Here is a 13,456-nt window from a genome sequence, read left to right on the forward strand (position 1 = left end):
GGACACCGCCCTCGGCCGCGGTCGCCCCTCTCGACGGCTCCTACCGCGTCGAACTGACCGCGGGGCGTACGACCCGCTGGCCGAGGTGCGCGCCGGGTAGCGTCGATCGAGCGCGGGGAGCGGTTCGGCGTCGCGTCGCGCTCAGTCGTCGCTCGCGACCTTCGCCGCCGGGCGATCCGAACGCGGCCCCTCGAGTTCCACCGTCGGCAGGAGGTCGCGCAGGTAGCGGCCGGTGTAGGAGTCGCCGTCCGCGGCGAGGTCCTCGGGGGTCCCCTGCGCGACGACGCTCCCGCCGTTCTCGCCGCCCTCCGGCCCGAGGTCGATGACGCGGTCCGCGTTCTTCACGAGGTCGAGTTCGTGCTCGACGACGACGACCGTGTTGCCGTTGTCGACGAGGCGCTGGAGCACGTCGATGAGCTTGCGCTCGTCCTCGGAGTGGAGGCCGGTCGTCGGCTCGTCGAGCAGGTAGAGGGTGTCGCCGGTGTCCTTCTTCCCCAGCTCCTCGGCGAGCTTGACGCGCTGGGCCTCGCCGCCGGAGAGCGTCGTCGAGGGCTGGCCGAGGCGCATGTAGCCGAGGCCGACGTCCCTGAGCAACTGGAGCCGCCGGCGGATGCCCGTGTGGCTCTCGAAGAACGCGTGAGCCTCGTCCACGTCCATCGCGAGCACGTCGGCGATCGTCTTCCCCCTGTAGGTCACGTCGAGCGTCTCGTCGTTGTAGCGCTTCCCGTCGCACTCCTCGCAGGGGACGTACACGTCGGAGAGGAAGTTCATCTCGATCTTCACCGTCCCCTGCCCGCCGCACTCCTCGCAGCGGCCGCCCTTGACGTTGAACGAGAAGCGCCCCGGCTCGTAGCCGCGCTGCTTCGAGAGTTTCGTCTCCGAGAACAGGTCGCGGACGTAGTCGAAGACGCCGGTGTAGGTGGCGGGGTTCGAGCGCGGCGTCCGGCCGATCGGCGACTGATCGATCAGGCGGACGTTCTCGATCTCCTCGATCCCCTCGATGTCGTCGTGGTCGCCGGGGTTCACGTCCGTGTCGTTCATCCGGCGGACGAGCCCCTTGTAGAGGATCTCGTGGAGGAGCGTGGACTTCCCGGAGCCGGAGACGCCCGTGATCGCGACGAAGGTGCCGAGGGGCACCGTCACGTCGAGGTCGCGGAGGTTGTGCTGGCGCGCGCCGCGGACGGTGAGCGCGCCGGTCGGCTCGCGGCGCTCTTCCGGCACGGGGATCTGCTTCCGCCCGGCGAGGTAGTCGCCGGTGATGGACTCCTCGGTGGCCATCACCTCCTCGACGTCGCCGTTGACGACGACCTCGCCGCCGCGCTTGCCGGGGCCGGGGCCCATGTCGACGACGGTGTCCGCGCGGTACATCGTCTCGGTGTCGTGCTCGACGACGATCAGCGTGTTCCCGAGGTCGCGCAGTTCCTCCAGGGTGTTGAGCAGGCGGTCGTTGTCGCGCTGGTGGAGGCCGATGGAGGGCTCGTCGAGGACGTAGAGCACGCCTACCAGCCCGGAGCCGATCTGCGTCGCCAGCCTGATCCGCTGGCTCTCGCCGCCCGAGAGGGTGGTCGCCTCGCGGTCGAGCGTGAGGTAGTCGAGCCCGACCTCGCACATGAACCCGAGGCGGGCGCGGATCTCCTTCAGGATCTCCTCGGCGATGGTGCGCTCGCGGTCGGTGAGGTCGGCCTCCAGGTGCTCGAAGTGCGAGAGCGCGTCGCCGATCGACAGGCGGTTGACCTCGGTGATCGCGGTGCCGTCGACGAGCACGGCGCGCGACGCCGGCTTGAGCCGCGTCCCGTCGCAAGCCGAGCAGGTCGTCGCCGCCATGTACTTCTCGATGTGCTCGCGGGCCCGGGAGCTGTCGGTCTCGACGTAGCGCCGTTCGAGGTTCTCGATCACGCCCTCGAAGGGGTGTTCCTTCCGGCGGACGCCGTTCTTCGTGTTCCACTCGAACAGCACGTCCTCGTCGGTGCCGCGGAGGAACGCCTCCCGGACCCCCTCGTCGAGTTCCTCGAAGGGGGTGTCGAGCGAGACGCCGAAGTGCGCCGCCACGGAGTCGAGCTGTCGGCGGTAGTACGACCGCGAGTAGCTCCACGGCTCGAAGACGTCGCGCAGGGGTTTCGAGGGGTCGGTCACGACGAGGTCCTCGTCCACCTCCTTGGTGACGCCGATGCCGTCGCAGGCGGGGCACGCCCCGTGAGGGCTGTTGAACGAGAAGCTGCGCGTCTCGATCTCGGGGAGGTCGATGCCGCAGTGGGTGCACGCGAGGTCCTCCGAGAAGGTGACGACGAGCCTGCTGTCGCCCTCCCCCGCGAGGTCGCCCGTCGCCCGCGCCTCCGCGCCGCCCAGTTCGACGCCCTCGGGCGGGTCGGGGAGGATCACCTTGAGCGCGCCGTCGGCCTCGGAAAGGGCCGTCTCCACGCTGTCGGTGATGCGAGAGCGGGCGTCCGCCGACACCTTCACGCGGTCGACGATCACGTCGACCGTGTGGTTGTAGTTCTCGTCGAGGTCGGGCTTCTCGACGGCGAGGTCGTGCTCCTCGCCGTCGACCTCGACGCGGGCGTACCCCTGGGCCACGAGGTCGTCGAACAGGTCGGCGAACGCGCCCTTCTGGTCGCGGACGACGGGGGCGGCGAGCTTCGCCTTCGTGCCCGCCGGGAGTTCGAGGATCCGTCGGACCATGTTCTGGGCGCTCTGCTCGCCCACCTCGCGGCCGCACTCGGGGCAGTGGGGCGTGCCCACGCGGGCGTACAGCAGGCGGAGGTAGTCGTGGAGTTCGGTGACCGTCCCGACGGTCGAGCGGGGGTTGTTCGCGCCGTTCTTCTGGTCGATCGAGATGGCGGGCGAGAGCCCCTCGACCGTCTCGACCTGCGGCTTGTCCATCTGCCCCAGGAAGTTGCGGGCGTAGGCGGAGAGCGACTCGATGTAGCGGCGTTGCCCCTCCGCGTAGATCGTCTCGAACGCGAGCGAGGACTTCCCCGATCCCGAGAGCCCGGTGACGACGGTGAACGACTCCCGGGGGATCTGCACGTCGATGTCCTTGAGGTTGTGCTCCTCAGCCCCACGGACCTCGATGAACTCCTTCATCGTCTGGGTCACGTGTGCGAGAGGGGAAACGCTGTCGATCCGGGCCCGACCCCCGCACGCAGGAACCGTCCGATGAGGTCGTATATCTCCTCTCTGCGGCGTTTCAGGCTCCGTTCGGGAATCCTGACTCTCGCCCGCGTCGACGCAGCGACGCGGCGGCGACGCGGCGGCGACGCGTCGCCCCAGTCGCGTCGAACGTGACTTCGAAACGAACATTCAACCGTCGATTTATTACCGGTGACGGTCGACGTATCGGTATGAGCGACACGACCGGAAGAGACGTCATCGGCGGGATCGACCTCTCGAGCGATCGGTACGTCATCAAGCAGAGCTACATCCGCAGCAAGTACGCCGTCGAGGACGCGAACGGGAACGTCGTCCTCAAGGGGCGAAAGAAGCGCTTCAAGCTCAAGGAGGAGTTCCCCTTCACCGACTCCGGGGGAAACGTCGTCTTCCGGATCAAGGCGCGGAACCTCCTCGACGTGTCGGGCAGCTACGCGCTGGAGGACGAGGCGACGGGCGAGACCTTCGCGGTCATCGAGAAGGAGTTCACCATGTTCAAGCACGTGTACAACGTGCGGAGCCCGGACGGCGCGCTCTGGGCGCGCATCGAGTCCGAGAGCGCCCTGGTCATGGCGCTCAAGGGCGTCTCGGAGCTGTTCGGCCTGCTCCCGCACTCCTACTCCGTGACGGGACCGAACGGCGAGTCGATCGGCAGCATCGAGGAGCGGTTCTCCCTGCGCGACGTCTACGACGTGCGGATCGGCGACGCGGGCGACGCCCCGCGCGAGGCGATCATCGCCGCCGCCGTCGCCATCGACGCCCTGGAGGAGAACTGAGCGCGGAGTTACGCCGACGGCGGCGTATTTACCCTAGCGGTCGCGCAGCAGCAGCGCGACGAGCAGCGCGAGGAGGAGCACCTGGGCGACCTTGTCGACGTAGTCGGCGACGCCCAGTTCGCCGGCGGTCTTGCCGAGGCTGACGACGTTCACCTGGTACCAGAGGGCGATCTGGACCGCCGTGAACGGGATACCGAGGAGGTAGATCAGTCGCCGCCGGTAGTCGAGCAGGACGAGCGCGATCGCCCCGAAGAAGCCGAGGCCGGCGAGGAGGAACGCGATCCCCACCGGCTCGGCGACGAACTCCACGCCCAGCCAGAGGTGGATCGTTCCCGACAGCGCCGCGAGCGCGATGGCGGCCCAGTGGAGACCCGAGAGCGTGCTCGTGTCGAACGCGAATCCGTCTGCGGCGGTCGTTGCCATGTCACGACGGTACACATTCAACGGTATTGACGCTATCCCCGCGGGGTACTTACCCGGCGGGCGTCATCTCCCGCCGATGATGGTCACCACCCACGCGGCGGTCGGGGTGGCGCTCGCCTCCTCGCTGGTCGTCCTCGCCCCGGAGCACGCGACCGTCGGCGCGCTCGCCGCGCTCGCGGGCGGCGTCCTCCCGGACCTCGACCTCCTGGTGGGCGCGCACCGCCGGACGCTGCACTTTCCCGCGCTCTACTGGGTGGCGGCGCTCCCGGCGCTGGCGTGGGCCGTCGTCGCCCCCGCCGCGGGATCGGTCGCGCTCGCGTGCTTCCTCCTCACGGCCGCGGTCCACTCCCTCTCGGACGTCCTCGGCGCGGGCGAGGAACTCCGCCCCTGGGAGCGCACCACCGACCGCGCGGTCTACCTCCACCCGGCGGGGCGGTGGCTCGCCGCCCGCCGGTGGGTGCGCTACGACGGCGCGCCGGAGGACCTCGCGCTGACGGTCCTCTTCGCCGCGCCGGGGATCCTGCTCTTCCCGGGGGCGGTCCGCTACCTCTGTCTCTCCGGGGTCGCGGTCGCCACCGTCTACGCCCTCGTGCGCAAGCGGATCCCCGACATCATCGAGGGATCGATCCGGTAGCCTCAGGGGGCTCGGCGGGACGTCACCGCCGACCAGTCGCGGGCGAACTGCGCGAGGAAGGGGAGCATCGCCGCCGTCGCGAGGACCGTCGTGGTCGGCGGGCCGAGCACCGGCAGGAGCGCGAGGCTCACGACGGCCATCTGGACGCCCGCAAGGACTCGGCGGATCGGTCGCTCCGGCAGCGGCGCGATCGGTCGTCCCCGCCGCCGCCGCAGGAAGAGCCCCGCGAGGAAGACGTAGCGGGCGGCGCTCACCGCGAGGTACCAGACAGGGAGCTGTCCGTAGCGCACGGCGAGTACCGGCGCGACCAGCAGACCGATCGCATCGAACGCCACGTCGAGTCGCGCGCCGAGCAGGGTCGTCCGCCCGGGGCCGCGGGCGACGCGCCCGTCGAGTTGATCGAGCAGCACCGCCGTCCCGTACAGCAGTCCGGGGGTCCACGCGAGCGCCCCCGAGGGCGGCGGCAGGAGGAGGAAGCCGGCGACGCCCGCGACCGCCAGCCCGCGGACGAGCGTGAGGGCGTTCGCCGGGCCGAGCGTGGGCAGGAGGGGTCCCTCGGCGCTCGTTCGGTTGTCCCCGAGCGCGCGCCGCAGCAGCGCCGCCTCCGCGCCGAGGGTCGCCCCCGCCCCGACCGTCCACCAGAGGCCCACCCCGGGTGACCGGGCGAGGGCGAGCGCGCTCGCCCCGCCGACGAGGGCGACGACGCCGGCGGCGACGGCCCCCGCCCATCCCCGACGCAGGCGGTCGGCCGGGGCGTGGCCGTCGCGGGGGCTACGTACGCCGCGGGGCGTCGCGTCCGTGTCGGCGTCGTAGCTGTCCATCTGCGGAGAGAGCGGGCGCGGAGCACCGGTCGGTCCCCGTTACGCCCGCCGGACGGGTTAACCTATCCCGTCGCACCCTCGTTCGGCGGGGTCGAGCGATCGCGGAGCGGAGCGGAGCGAGGCCCCTACACGCGCTCGGGGAGCCACCCGCCGTCGATCTCGACGTTCTCGCCGCTCACGTACTCGCTCCCCTCGTCGCAGAAGAACAGCAGCGCCTGCCGGAGGTCGTCGTAGGTCGCCCACCGTCCGCGGGGGGCCTCCTCGGGGAACTCCGCCGAGTTCTCGACGACGTACGGCGAGATCGCGTTGACCGTGATCCCGTCGTCCTGGGTGTCGGCGGCGAGCATGCGCGTGAACATGAGGACGCCCGCCTTGGCGACGAAGTAGGGGAAGTTCTTCGGGTTCACGAGGCCCCTCTCGCTCGAGGCGTAGCCGACGTTGACGATGCGCCCCCACCCCTCCTCGCGCATCGGCCCGAGCGCGCGCTTCGCACAGAGGACGGTCGCGTTGAAGTTCGTGTCGAGCACAGAGTTCCACGTCGCCCAGTCGATCGCCGCCCAGTGTTCCGGCGCGAACCGACCGACGTTGTTGACGAGCACGTCCACCGCGCCGAGGTCGGCCTCGACGCCCGCGAACAGTTCGTCAACCGTCGCCGGATCGGTCACGTCGCCGCGGACGGTCGTCGCCTCGACGCCGCGCTCGCGTGCCGCGTCGGCCGTCTCGCGCGCCGCCTCGTCGCTGGTGTGGTAGTGGACGGCCACGTCCGCGCCGCGGTCCGCGAGCGCGAGCAGGAGCGCCCGTCCGATGCCCTTCGAACTGCCCGTGACGAGCGCCGTGCGCCCCGAGAGATCCGGCTGGATCATGCGTCCATTCGTCCACGCGGGGGTATATACCCCCGCCCGACCGCCGTCCGGGCGACCCGCCGCCCGGCTTTTGTCCGCTCGCGACCTCCGCTCCGCATGGCGGGAGGACCACCGACGGGGAGACCACTGGCGGGGAGCGTCGCCGTGGTCACCGGCGCGAGTCGGAACGCGGGGCGGGGGATCGCCGTCGAACTCGGGGAGGCGGGCGCGACCGTCTACGCGACGGGTCGCAGCTTCGGCGACGACGCAGCGACCGACCTCGGCACCGGCACCGTGGACGAGACCGCGCGGATGACGACGGCGGCGGGCGGCGAGGGGATCGCCGTCCGTTGCGATCACACCGACGACGAGCAGGTGGCGGCGCTGTTCGAGCGCGTCGCGGACGAGCGCGGGGAGATCGACCTGCTCGTGAACAACGTCTGGGGCGGCTACGAGGGGTACGACGAGGAGTCGTTCGTCGCGCCGTTCTGGGAGCAGCCGATGGACCGATACGACCGGATGTTCGACGCGGGCGTCCGGGCGCACTTCACCGCGAGCAGGCACGCCGCGCCGCTGCTCGTCGAGGGAGGGCTGATCGTCAGCACGACCGCGTGGGACCGCGACCGCTACCTCGGGGCGGTGCCCTACGACGCGGCGAAGTGCGCGATCAACCGCATGGCATACGGGATGGCGCTCGAACTCCGGGATCGGGGCGTCGCCGCCGTCGCGCTCGCGCCGGGGTGGATGCGGACGGAGTACGTCCTGCGCGAGTACGGCGTGGACGACGCGACGGCTCACGAACACCCGGAACTCGGATCGACGGAGTCCACGCGGTACGTCGGGCGGGCGGTGGTCGCGCTGGCGACCGATCCCGACGTGATGGAGAAGAGCGGTCGCGTCCTGCAGACGGGCGCGCTCGCCGACGAGTACGGCTTCGTCGACGTGGACGGGCGGCGCGTGCCGCCGTTCGAGATCCCCGAGGAGTATCGCCGGGAGTGAGCGCGTCTCGCGTCCCCTCGCGTCCCGTGACGGGGCAGTGGCACGTTTTCACCCGCCGCCGAAATAATCTCTTGAGTTTTAAGTGCGGCGGGCGTCCGTATCCGCGTAATGGCCTATTACGTGGGCGTCGACCTCGGGGCGACGAACGTCCGGGCGGTCGTCGCCGACGGCGAGGCGACGATACTGGGTCGCAGTCGCGAACGAACGCCCGACGGTCCGACCGGCATCGCCGTCACCGAGACGGTGCTCTCGGCGATCCGGGGGGCGTGCGAGGACGCGGGCGTCGCGCCCGGGGAGATCAGCGCCGCGGGGATCGGGTCGTTCGGCCCGCTCGATCTCACCGAGGGGACGGTCGAGAACCCGGCGAACCTCCCGGAGGCGATCGACCGCATCCCGCTTACGGGACCGGTGGCGAACCTCGTCGGCACCGATCGGGTACACCTGCACAACGACACGAACGCGGGCGTCATCGGGCAGCGCTACTTCAGCGAGCGCAACCCCGACGACATGGTCTACCTCACGATGTCCTCGGGCATCGGGGCGGGCGTCTGCGTCGACGGGCACGTCCTGCGCGGCTGGGACGGCAACGCGGGCGAGGTCGGCCACATGACCGTCGATCCCGAGGGGCGGATGACCTGCGGGTGCGGCCACGACGGCCACTGGGAGGCCTACTGCTCGGGCAACAACGTCCCCCGGTACGCCCGCCTCGTCCACGAGACGGAGGGCGTGCCGACCGACCTCCCGCTCGACGATCCCGACTTCGACGCGGCCGCCGTCTTCGCCGCGGTGGACGAGGACCCGCTCGCCGAGCGCGTCATCCACCGCTTCTCCGACTGGAACACGATGGGCGTCGCGAACCTCTGTCACGCCTTCGCGCCGCTCGTCGTCTACGTCGGCGGGGCCGTCGCGCTCAACAACCCCGACCTCGTCCTCGACCCGATCCGCGAGCGCCTCGGCGACCAGGTCATGGTGAACGTCCCCGACGTCGAACTGACGACGCTCGGCGACGACGTGGTCGTCCTCGGCGCGCTCGCCAGCGCCCTCACGGACGGGACCGGCGACGGGCGCGCCGGCCGCTGATCCCACGCCGTCGCACCGTTCGCCACCCGCTCACCGCCGCCCGCGTCCCCCCGTCGTCGGATCACCCCATCGCCGTCACGTCCCTCGCTCCTCTGCCATCGTAACGCATACCGTCCTCCCCCGACAGAGGGTGGTATGGTCAGCAGTGGTCCCTCGCGGCGCACCGCCCTCCGGGCGATCGGCGGCGCCCTCTCCCTTCCCGCGCTCTCCTCCCTCGCCACCGCATCCGGCCGCGGGGCCGCTCGCGATGACGTCGCCCCGCTCGGGCGCGTCGAGGTCGACGGCGCGAAGGAGGCCGTCGTGGGCGACGACGGCGACACGGTCTACCTCGCGACGACCGACGGCTTCGCCACCGTGGACGTGAGCGATCCCGAGAAGCCCGCCGTCCTCGCGGAGCGGCGATCGCTCCTCGGGGACCGCGAGGACGGTCCGCTCACTCAGATCTACGACGTGAAGGTGGACGGCGACCGGCTCGTGGTCCCCGGTCCCGCGAACCCCGTCCGGAGCGGGCTCCAGGCGGCGGTCCTCTACGACGTGAGCGACCCCGCCGCCCCCGAGCGGTTGGGCGTCTACGAGACGGACTTCTACCACCACAACGTCTACTTCCACGACGGCGTGCTCTACTTCGGCGGCAACGGCCTCCCCGGCAATCCGCTCGTGATGGTGGACGCGGACGCACTCGCGTCCGGCGATCCCACGCCCGAACTCGGCCGGTGGTCGCCCGCCGACGAGGACGAGCGGTGGCTCGACGTCCCCCTCCCCGTGTTCAACCTGCACGACCTCTGGGTGCAGGGCGGGATCGCGGCGCTCGCCTACTGGGACGCCGGCACGTGGCTCGTCGACGTGAGCGACCCGAAGAACCCCGAGCCTGTCGTGAAAGTGCGCGGGATGGACCCGGGGAAACTCGCCGACCTCTCGCGCCAGGAGGCCACCGTGCGGGCCTTCGAGCCGCCGGGGAACGACCACTACGTCGCGTTCGACGACGACGGACGACTGCTCGGGCTGGGGATCGAGTCGTGGGATCAGAACCAGGAGGACGACGCGGGCGGTCCGGGCGGCATCGAACTCTACGACGTCTCGACGCCGACGGATCCGACGCTCGTCCACTCCATCGCCGCGCCGCCCGCCGAGAACGACTCCTACGAGGGGACGTGGACCACCTCCCACAACTTCGAACTCGCCGCCGGGCGGCTCTACTCCTCGTGGTACCAGGGCGGCGTGAAGCTCTACGACGTGCGCGACCCTGCCGCCCCGGAACTCCTGGGCGAGTGGGCGGACCGCTCGGACGCGAGTTTCTGGACGGCGCAGGCCGCCCGTCCGGGCGAGTTCTTCGTCGCCAGCAGCGCGAACTTCCTCGAGTGGGGGACGACCGAGGCGCTCTACACCTTCTCCGAACCGGCGCTCGACGGGACGCGGAGCGGCGGGGGTAACGGGACCGCGGGACCGCCCGGCGGGAACGGCTCGTCGAACGGAACCGACGGAGACGCAGGAGGCGGTTCGGGCGCGACGGGGGCGGGGTTCGGCGTCCTCGGAGGCGCGGCCGCCCTCGGGATCGCCGGGTGGCGACTCGCGCGCCGACGCCGGGAGTGAGCGGCAGCAGCGAACCGAGCGCGGTGTCGCCCCGTCAGCGGAGCGCCCGCTCGATCGCCGTCGCCACCCGCCGCGCCCGCTCGGCGAGCGGTTCCGGCACCTGTCCGGCGGCGACGGCCTCGTCGAGTTCGTCGTCGTCCACGCGCTCGACCGTCCCGTCGGCGTGCTTCACCACGTCGACGTGGAGGTCGACGTAGCGCGCCGCGTCGGGAAAGAGTTCGACCGGCGTGCAGACGTTGACGTAGGTGCCCCGGCGCTCGCCGTCGGCCCCGCGGTAGACCGTCGCGTACCACCAGCGCCCCTCCTTGAGCTTCGTGACCGCCACGTCGCCCGCCCGCCGCTCGACGCCGAGCGCGTCGTACGTGCCGCCGGGGGTCATCTCCCGCTCGACGGTGATGCCGCCCTCGGGGTCGTAGTCGGTCACCTCGCCGCGCCCGAGGACGAGGAGCCGACCGTCGGGTTTGCCGTGTCCGAGAGCCACGGTGTCGCCCTCGCGCGGGCCGAACTGCCGGGTGACGGCCGAAAAGGGGAACTCGCCGCCCGGCTCGCAGACGGCCTCGGCGAAGTCGACGGCGGCGCTCGCCGCGCTCGCGTGGGCCTTCGTCCGGTGGTGTCCCGGCATCGTCGTCGCGACCGCGCGCCGGTGCTCGTCGAGCGCGAAGCGCGATTCGCGACCGAACCACACCCACGCCGTCGCGCGGCCGTCGGTGAGTCGGCGCGGCGCGTCCACCTCGTCCGCCAGCGCCTCGTCGACTCGCCCGGCGCGCTCGTCGAGGTTCGCGAGCGCGGCCCCGAGCGCGTCGAGGTCGGCGGCGTCCGCCCGCTCGTCCCACCGGACGGCCCACCCCTCGGGAGGGTCGGTCGGGAGCAGGGAGGCGAGATCCACGCTCGCGCCGCCGCCGCTCGCGCCGCCGCTCGCCCCGCGGACGAGGCGAGCGAGGCCGTTTCCGATCTCGATCCGCGTCGCACACTCCGGCGCGCGGTCGCTCCACGGCGGTTCGCCCCGCCGGACCTGCACGCGGACGGCGTCGCCCGTCTCCACGTAGCCGTCGGCGCGGTCGAACGGGAGGTACCCCTCGCGCTCGCCCAGGTCGAGGACCGCGCCGCCCCCGCGCGTGTCGGTCACCGCGGCGTCGAAGACCGCCCCCTCCGGCCCGGGGTCGTCCCACGAGAGGGCGTCGACGCCGACCTCCCGTAACTCGGCGGCGATCACCGCGACCCGCTCGGCGGGGCCGCTGACGCCGACGCCCTGCCGGTCGCGCGTCGTCTCGATCGCGACGGCGGCGGGCCGGGCCGGGAGATCGTCGTCGAAGCGGTCGCGGATGGGCTCGGACGCCTGGACGACCTCGTAGTCCTCGCGGAGGAGGCGCGTCAGCGCCGTCGCGTAGATCCCCCGGACGCGGACGCCCGCGCCGTCGCCGTCGCTCATAGGTCGTCCGAGTCGGCGGCGAAGCGCACGCGATCGTTCACCGTCGGGCCGAGCGTCAACTCGACGGTCCCATCCGAGAGGGGTCTGCCCCCCTCGACGGGGACGCCCCACGAGTCGAAGCGGAGGTAGCCACGGACGTCTGCGGCGTGGGTGTAGAGGTCCAGGTACTCGACGACGTGCTCCTGGACTCCGCCCGCGCCGTGGGCCACCTCCATGTCCGAGTAGACAGTCTCGCGCCCCTCGAAGAACGCCTCCAGGGCGGCGGCGTCCTCTCTGGTGGCTTCCTTCACGAGGTCGCTCGCCGTCCGCAACTGGTCGGCCGAGAGGCCCACCTCGCGGAGGGCCGCCTGCGTCCGCTGGTCGAAGTGCATGGGCGCGCTTGGCGGGCGACCGTAGAAAACCCCGCGAAACCCCGCCGCCGGGGCCTAGAGTTAGGGGACTGGCGCGTGTGCTGTGCGTATGGGAGAACGTGACCCCGTCGAGGCGAGATCCGACGGCACGCGCGACCTCTACGACATCGCGACGTGGGAGCCGCGGAGCGCGCTCGACCGCCTCTCGGTCAAGGTCTACGGCGGTGCCGTCGCGGTCGGCAAGTGGATCGTCGTCCTGCTCGCGCTCGCCTTCACCGTCGCGATCGGCGCGTTCGGGGCGCTCAGCGATCCGTTCGTCGGGGCGCTCACCGTCCTGTCGGCGATCCCGGCGCTGGCGCTCGCCGCGTACGTCTACTACGTCGACATCACGAGCGGCGAGCCGATCTGGCTGCTGACCGCGACGTTCGTGCTGAGCATCTTCTTCGCCAGCTTCGCCGCCGTCATCAACTCGCTGTTCAGCCCGCTCTCGCTCCTCGGCCCGGTGGGGCTGGTGCTCTTCTTCTACCTCGTCGTCGGCCCGGTCGAGGAGTCCGTGAAACTGCTCGCGGTCTGGCTCTACGCCTACCGCGACGCGCGCTTCGACGCCGTCGTCGACGGGGCGGTCTACGGCGCGTTCGCCGGCCTCGGCTTCGCCTTCGTCGAGAACGCCATCTACATCAACCGCGGGCTGGAGATGTCGCCCGCCGCGGGGCCGGAGACGCAACTCGCCGTGGCGGGCGGCACCGCCGCCTTCCGCGCGCTCGCCGGGCCGGGACACGTCGTCTACTCCGCCTTCGCCGGCTACTACCTCGGGCTGGCGAAGTTCAACCCCGAGAACGCAGGCCCCATCGTGGCGAAGGGACTGCTCATCGCCGCGTTCATCCACGCCACGTACAACACGCTGGTCAGCTTCATCCCTAGCGTCGTGTCGCTCAGCTTCCCGAACGTCCCGCAGTTCGTCGTCTTCCTCGCGTTCGTGCTCATCTATCAGGGCTTCTTCGGCTACCTGCTCTACCGGAAGATCGCCCGCTACCGCGCGACCTACCGCGCCGTCCGGACGGAGACCGAACGGAAGGGTGGCGACGTCTCGGTCGACACCACCGAGTTCGATAGCTAGAGTCCACCACCACCACCTTTTGCTGCGCTCGCGCGCCAGCGACACGCTTCGCGGTCGCTGGCGGCTCGCTGGCAAAAGCTGGAGCAAAACCCTCCTCACCCGTTCGAGCCTCCGGCTCTCACGGGTTCGTCGGTCCGCTCGTTCGCGCCTGCGGCGCTCCCTCGCGGGTGCCGCGCTGGCGTCGGCGGTGGTAAAGCCAGTCCGCCGTCCGTACCTTTATATCCGAAAGCGGGACCAGCGTCCGTGTG

12 protein-coding genes are annotated in these 13,456 nt (G+C 71.4%); 6 read left to right on the plus strand and 6 right to left on the minus strand.

Features of this window, described 5'->3' with window-relative positions; all coding sequences use genetic code 11:
- Positions 1-141 precede the first annotated feature (141 nt).
- Complete coding sequence (uvrA, locus tag NKI68_RS11440) at positions 142-3,084, minus strand: excinuclease ABC subunit UvrA (protein WP_254543197.1); 2,943 nt, start codon at positions 3,082-3,084, stop codon at positions 142-144.
- A gap of 257 nt (positions 3,085-3,341) precedes the next feature.
- Here uvrA and NKI68_RS11445 point away from each other — a divergent pair, with 257 nt between their 5' ends.
- Positions 3,342-3,923: an LURP-one-related/scramblase family protein gene (locus tag NKI68_RS11445; protein ID WP_254543198.1), complete on the plus strand. Its 582-nt coding sequence runs from the start codon at positions 3,342-3,344 to the stop codon at positions 3,921-3,923.
- Positions 3,924-3,956: 33 nt separating this feature from the next.
- Here the strand turns inward: NKI68_RS11445 and NKI68_RS11450 are convergent, their stop codons facing one another.
- Positions 3,957-4,346 (minus strand): DUF7475 family protein, encoded by a 390-nt coding sequence (locus NKI68_RS11450; RefSeq protein ID WP_254543199.1) that lies wholly within the window; start codon positions 4,344-4,346, stop codon positions 3,957-3,959.
- Between the two features lie 76 nt (positions 4,347-4,422).
- Between NKI68_RS11450 and NKI68_RS11455 the strand changes: the two genes are divergently transcribed.
- Positions 4,423-4,980, plus strand: coding sequence for a metal-dependent hydrolase (locus NKI68_RS11455; protein WP_254543201.1), 558 nt, complete (start codon positions 4,423-4,425; stop codon positions 4,978-4,980).
- A gap of 2 nt (positions 4,981-4,982) precedes the next feature.
- On the opposite strand, the gene NKI68_RS11460 is transcribed toward NKI68_RS11455, so the two are convergent.
- Both NKI68_RS11460 and NKI68_RS11465 read right to left on the minus strand, forming a co-directional pair.
- Entirely contained in the window at positions 4,983-5,801 is an 819-nt protein-coding gene (locus tag NKI68_RS11460; protein WP_254543202.1) for a CDP-alcohol phosphatidyltransferase family protein, read from the minus strand.
- Between the two features lie 125 nt (positions 5,802-5,926).
- Complete coding sequence (locus tag NKI68_RS11465; protein WP_254543203.1) at positions 5,927-6,664, minus strand: SDR family NAD(P)-dependent oxidoreductase; 738 nt, start codon at positions 6,662-6,664, stop codon at positions 5,927-5,929.
- 96 nt (positions 6,665-6,760) lie between these two features.
- Here NKI68_RS11465 and NKI68_RS11470 point away from each other — a divergent pair, with 96 nt between their 5' ends.
- From NKI68_RS11470 to NKI68_RS11480, 3 genes are all read left to right on the plus strand, one after another.
- On the plus strand, positions 6,761-7,642 hold the full coding sequence (locus NKI68_RS11470) for an SDR family NAD(P)-dependent oxidoreductase (RefSeq protein WP_254543204.1): 882 nt from the start codon (positions 6,761-6,763) through the stop codon (positions 7,640-7,642).
- A gap of 108 nt (positions 7,643-7,750) precedes the next feature.
- On the plus strand, positions 7,751-8,722 hold the full coding sequence (locus tag NKI68_RS11475; protein ID WP_254543205.1) for an ROK family protein: 972 nt from the start codon (positions 7,751-7,753) through the stop codon (positions 8,720-8,722).
- 135 nt (positions 8,723-8,857) lie between these two features.
- Positions 8,858-10,312, plus strand: coding sequence for an LVIVD repeat-containing protein (locus tag NKI68_RS11480; RefSeq protein WP_254543206.1), 1,455 nt, complete (start codon positions 8,858-8,860; stop codon positions 10,310-10,312).
- 34 nt (positions 10,313-10,346) lie between these two features.
- On the opposite strand, the gene NKI68_RS11485 is transcribed toward NKI68_RS11480, so the two are convergent.
- Both NKI68_RS11485 and NKI68_RS11490 read right to left on the minus strand, forming a co-directional pair.
- A complete protein-coding gene (locus NKI68_RS11485) occupies positions 10,347-11,741 on the minus strand; it encodes a ribonuclease FAU-1 family protein (RefSeq protein ID WP_254543207.1) in 1,395 nt (464 codons plus the stop codon).
- Positions 11,738-12,112 (minus strand): DUF7532 family protein, encoded by a 375-nt coding sequence (locus NKI68_RS11490; protein ID WP_254543208.1) that lies wholly within the window; start codon positions 12,110-12,112, stop codon positions 11,738-11,740. The genes NKI68_RS11485 and NKI68_RS11490 overlap by 4 nt, the downstream gene beginning before the upstream one ends.
- Before the next feature lie 88 nt (positions 12,113-12,200).
- On the opposite strand from NKI68_RS11490, the gene NKI68_RS11495 reads away from it, so the two are divergent.
- Positions 12,201-13,208: a PrsW family intramembrane metalloprotease gene (locus NKI68_RS11495; RefSeq protein ID WP_254543209.1), complete on the plus strand. Its 1,008-nt coding sequence runs from the start codon at positions 12,201-12,203 to the stop codon at positions 13,206-13,208.
- Positions 13,209-13,456 lie beyond the last annotated feature (248 nt).

This window comes from Halomarina pelagica (assembly GCF_024228315.1).
Classification (GTDB): Archaea; Halobacteriota; Halobacteria; order Halobacteriales; family Haloarculaceae; genus Halomarina; species Halomarina pelagica.